General features: G+C 64.5%; 4 protein-coding genes and 1 pseudogene. 3 read left to right on the top strand and 2 right to left on the bottom strand.

Annotated elements, in window-relative coordinates:
• Positions 1-132 precede the first annotated feature (132 nt).
• Positions 133-1,350, top strand: coding sequence for a CaiB/BaiF CoA transferase family protein (locus tag ACESMD_RS12900; RefSeq protein WP_372613779.1), 1,218 nt, complete (start codon positions 133-135; stop codon positions 1,348-1,350).
• Entirely contained in the window at positions 1,347-2,045 is a 699-nt protein-coding gene (locus ACESMD_RS12895) for a glutathione S-transferase C-terminal domain-containing protein (protein ID WP_372613777.1), read from the top strand. The genes ACESMD_RS12900 and ACESMD_RS12895 overlap by 4 nt, the downstream gene beginning before the upstream one ends.
• Before the next feature lie 35 nt (positions 2,046-2,080).
• On the opposite strand, the gene ACESMD_RS12890 is transcribed toward ACESMD_RS12895, so the two are convergent.
• Complete coding sequence (locus ACESMD_RS12890) at positions 2,081-3,127, bottom strand: SPFH domain-containing protein (RefSeq protein ID WP_372613776.1); 1,047 nt, start codon at positions 3,125-3,127, stop codon at positions 2,081-2,083.
• 2 nt (positions 3,128-3,129) lie between these two features.
• The gene (locus tag ACESMD_RS12885; protein ID WP_372613774.1) at positions 3,130-3,612 is read right to left on the bottom strand and encodes an NfeD family protein; all 483 of its coding nucleotides are present in this window, start codon (positions 3,610-3,612) and stop codon (positions 3,130-3,132) included.
• Positions 3,613-3,829: 217 nt separating this feature from the next.
• On the opposite strand from ACESMD_RS12885, the pseudogene ACESMD_RS12880 reads away from it, so the two are divergent.
• Positions 3,830-4,385: pseudogene (locus ACESMD_RS12880) on the top strand (serine acetyltransferase); the annotation flags it as partial.

Here is a 4,385-nt window from a genome sequence, read left to right as displayed (position 1 = left end):
TGGCAATCGCTGACGGGGACCACTTCACTTTGGCTTACATGCACGAGATACAACGGCTGGTAATGTACCGGCGGACAGATACTATCTTCTGATATCTTGGGATTCCAAACGTTCGCAACGGAGGCGATGGCCATGACCGGACCGCTGACGGGTATCCGTATCCTCGATCTCACCGCGATGGTGTCGGGGCCGCTCGCGACCATGATGCTCGCCGACCAGGGCGCCGAGGTGATCAAGGTGGAGAACCCTCGCGGCGGCGACTTCACCCGCTCGGCGGCCAACCGCCAGGGCGGCTTCGCCGCGTCGTATCTCAACAACAATCGCAACAAGCGCTCGGTGGCCCTCGACCTCAAGAATGAGGACGGTCGTGCCGCGCTGCGGCGTCTGCTCGAAGACGCCGACGTGTTCGTGCAGAATTTTCGCCCCGGTGTCATCGAGCGCATGGGGTTCGGCGAGGCAGCGGTTCGTGACGTCGCGCCCTCCATCGTCTATGTCTCGATCAGCGGCTTCGGCGAGGCGGGCCCCTATGCCCAGAAGCCGGTCTACGATCCGCTGGTTCAGGGGCTCTCCGGGCTGGCCACGGTGCAGGCAGGCTCCGATGAGCGGCGCCCGCAGCTGGTGCGTACCATCCTGCCGGACAAGTTGACCGGGGTGACCGCCGCCCAGGCGATCACCGCGGCACTCTTTGCCCGCGAGCGCACCCGGACGCCCCAGCATGTGCGGCTTTCCATGCTCGACTCGGTGATCGCTTTCCTGTGGGCCTCGGACATGGGCAGCCAGACCTTCGTGAGCGGTGAACTGCCCCAGCAGGCGGCGGCGAGCTTTCAGGACCTGATCTATGAAACCCGCGACGGCTATATCACCTTGGCGGTGCAGAACGATCGCGAGTGGTGGGCCCTGCTGCGCGCCCTGGAACGCCCCGAATGGGGCGACGATCCGCGCTTTGCGACCGCCGCCCTGCGCCAGGACAACATCGATGCGCGGCTCGAACTCACCCAGTCGGTGATCTGTGGCGCGGACAGCGCGCATTGGCTGGAACGCCTGGAAGCCGAAGGCGTGCCCTGCGCGCCGGTGCTGACCCGTGGCGAGTTGATCGATCACCCGCAAGTGCGGGCCAACGGCATTATTCAGGAGGTCGAGCACCCGCTTGCCGGACGATTGCGCCAGGCGCGCGCCCCGGCGCGCTTCGATGGCGCCGAGACCGTCGAATGGCGCGGGGCACCGGCACTGGGCCAGGATACGCTCGCCGTGCTGCGCCAATGCGGCTATGACGACGACACGCTCACTCGACTGGAACGCGCCGGCGCTATCGGCGTCGCGAGGGACACTGTTGAGGAGAAAAAGCCATGATCGATTTCTACTACTGGCCGACGCCCAACGGCTGGAAGGTTTCCATCATGCTCGAGGAGTGTGGCCTGGATTACCGCACCATCCCGCTCAACATTGGTAAGGGTGAGCAGTTTCGCCCGGAATTTCTGGCGATCAGTCCCAACAACCGTATGCCGGCCATCATCGATCACGACGTCGAGGATGCCGCTGATGCTGGTCCGCTGCCGATCTTCGAGTCCGGCGCCATATTGATGCATCTTGCCGAGAAGACCGGCCAATTTCTGCCCAGGAGCCTGCGCGGGCGCAAGGAGCTGCGCGAGTGGCTGTTCTGGCAGGTGGGCAACCTGGGGCCCATGGCCGGCCAGCTCAGCCACTTCGTCAACTACGCCCCCGGCGAGCATCCCTACTCGCTGGAGCGCTACGCCAACGAGTACCAGCGCTGCCTGGGGGTGCTGGAGCGGCGCCTGGAGGGGCGTGACTATCTGCTCGGCGATGACTACACCATTGCCGATATCGCCGCCTGGCCCTGGGTGCTGATCGCCAAGCCGCTGGGCCAGCCGCTCGACGATTTCCCTCGCGTCACGTGCTGGCGCCAGGCGATCAAGGAGCGCCCGGCGGTGCAGCGTGGCGTCGACTTGGGCAAGCAATACCGACGTCAGGCGCCACCCGACGAGGACGAGCGGCGCATCCTGTTTGGGCAGAAGGCCGGAAGATGAATGACGGTCTGCTTACGGCACAAGAAGGCCGCTGATCAGCTACTCGAGGCGCCGCCCACCATGCCGCTGCGCAGACCGCCCTGGCTGTCGCTGGAGCGGAGGTGCCGGGACACGGCGTCTTCCGGTGAGCCGGCCATTTCGCGGAACATGCCCATGGAGCCGAGCAGGGCGGAGGACTCGTAGGGCACGAAGACGCGCTCGCCGTCCTTGGCCATGGTCGGCAGGACCTTGATGTAGCTCTGCCCGAGCAGGTAGCCGACCACGGTGCGCTTGTTCTCCTCGCTGTCGCCGATGGCATTGAGAACCAGCTTGATCGACTCCTGTTCGCCCTGGGCGCGCAGGATGGCGGACTGCTTGTCGCCCTCGGCGTTGAGAATCGATGACTCCCGCTGGCCCTGGGCCATGGCGATGGCCGCGGACTTCTCGCCCTCGGCTTCGGTCACGGTGGCGCGTCGCTTGCGTTCGGCGGCCATCTGCAGGCGCATGGCGGTCTCGACCTCCTCGGGCATGGCGATATCCTGCACCTCGACCCGCGAGATCTTCACCCCCCATTTGGAAGCGGCTTCCTCCATGGCCCGCTGGATCTCGTTGTTGACCTCGGCGCGGGACTTGAAGAGCTTGTCGAGCTCCATCTTGCCGACCACCGAGCGCAGGGTGGTCTTGGCCAGCACCTCCACCGCCTGGCTCATGTTCTCCACCTCATAGACGGCGCGCTTGGGATCGATGATCTGGTAGTAGAGGGCGCCGTTGATGTTCACCGTGACGTTGTCGGTGGTCACCACGGGTTGGCCGGGGAAGTCCATCACCGTCTCGCGCCGGTCGATGCGGATCTCGTCGCTGGTGATGGCGTGGTACTCATCGCCCATCTTGCGGTAGCGGATCATGGTGATGGCACGGGGCTGCTCGACGAAGGGAATGATCAGGTTGATCCCGCTTTCCAGCAGCCGATTGAAGGAGCCCAGGCGCTCGATCACCATCACCTCCGACTGGCGGACGACCACCAGGCCCTTCGCGATGATCAGGATGCCGATGACGACGATGATCAGGCTGATGATCAGGCCCGGACTGACAGGTAATTCCATGTTCAATGCTCGCTGTGTTGATGGGTGGCGTCTGGGTTGCTGGATGTCATCCTGACGATGGCGGTGGTGCCATCGAAGGACATGAAGGTGACCCGGGTACCGGCCGGCAGGTCGATTTGCCCGCGGTCGGCGACCCGAATCCGGAAGAAGTCACCATTAACCTTGATGCTGGTGGCACCATCGAAATCGCGTTTCAGGGTGGTAAAGACGCGGCCCTTGTCGACCCCGGTGCCAGTGGTGCCGTAGGCCACGCCCCGTGGCGAGAACCAGGGGCGGATCACCCGGATGGCCAGCGGCACCATCAGGCCCGAGAAGATGCCCATGCCCAGCAATTGCCAGGACAGCCCGAGCCCGATCCAGGCGATGATCGCCGTCAGGGCCGCGGCGGAGGCGAGGGCCAGCAGTACCATGCCGCCGGAGGTCAGCTCCGCCAGGCCCAGCAGCAGGGCGAGGACCAGCCAGATGAAGGCAGGGTTCCAGTCCATGGGGATCTCCTCGAGGCCAGAAGAGGCCCCATGGTACTGCATCGGCGCGCGTCGCGGGCATTTGTCGGGCAGGGAAGAAGATGGCATCGTCATGTCCCAAGGGTGTCTCACCGAAGACGGCGCCATATCGGCTGTTTGTCCGATTCTGCTGCCAATATCGAGAAGGCGGTGGTGGGTATAGAATGGGGCCGACATCCGCCATGAAGGGAGCATCGAGGTGAGCGACGAGATTTCTTCGCAACGGGGGGCGCTCGACTGGCCTCTGGACAGTGTCGTCACGGGCTTGAGACAGGCGCGACACGACTGGCGTGAGCAACAGGGCCGTGAGCTGGAACTGGGCAGCCGCGAGTTGCCGGCACACCATGCGATCCACGCTATCGTCGATACCCTCTGCGGTGTCCTCTTTCCCATGCGCCTTGGCCCGTCCGAGCTGAAAAAGGAAAGCGAGAACTATTACGTGGGCTACCAGCTCGGCCAGACCCTCACACACCTTCACGAGCAGGTCAGACTGGAGCTTCTTTACCGAGGCACTCTCGCGTTGCCGGCCGAGGTCGATGCACACGCGAAGGTCCTGGTGAGTCAGTTTGCTTCCTCCCTGCCCGAGCTGCGTCGTCGGCTCGACCGGGACGTGCTGGCGGCGTACCGGGGCGATCCGGCCGCCACCTGTGTCGATGAGGTCCTCATCTGCTACCCCGGTGTGCTGGCGATGATCCACCACCGCATCGCCCACGAATTCTATCGGGCCGGCCTGTACCTGATCGCCCGCATCGTCG

The sequence above is a fragment of the Halomonas sp. genome (genome assembly GCF_041689495.1).
In the GTDB taxonomy this organism is placed as follows: domain Bacteria; phylum Pseudomonadota; class Gammaproteobacteria; order Pseudomonadales; family Halomonadaceae; genus Halomonas.
The sequence above is the reverse complement of the archived record's forward strand: the minus strand, read 5'-3'. Positions and strand labels throughout refer to the sequence as shown.

Bases quoted from the DNA above. Each gene is read 5' to 3' on its own strand.
- ACESMD_RS12900 (WP_372613779.1), top strand. From the start codon at position 133: ATGACCGGACCGCTGACGGGTATCCGTATCCTCGATCTCACCGCGATG.
- ACESMD_RS12895 (WP_372613777.1), top strand. From the start codon at position 1,347: ATGATCGATTTCTACTACTGGCCGACGCCCAACGGCTGGAAGGTTTCC.
- ACESMD_RS12890 (WP_372613776.1), bottom strand. From the start codon at position 3,127: ATGGAATTACCTGTCAGTCCGGGCCTGATCATCAGCCTGATCATCGTC.
- ACESMD_RS12885 (WP_372613774.1), bottom strand. From the start codon at position 3,612: ATGGACTGGAACCCTGCCTTCATCTGGCTGGTCCTCGCCCTGCTGCTG.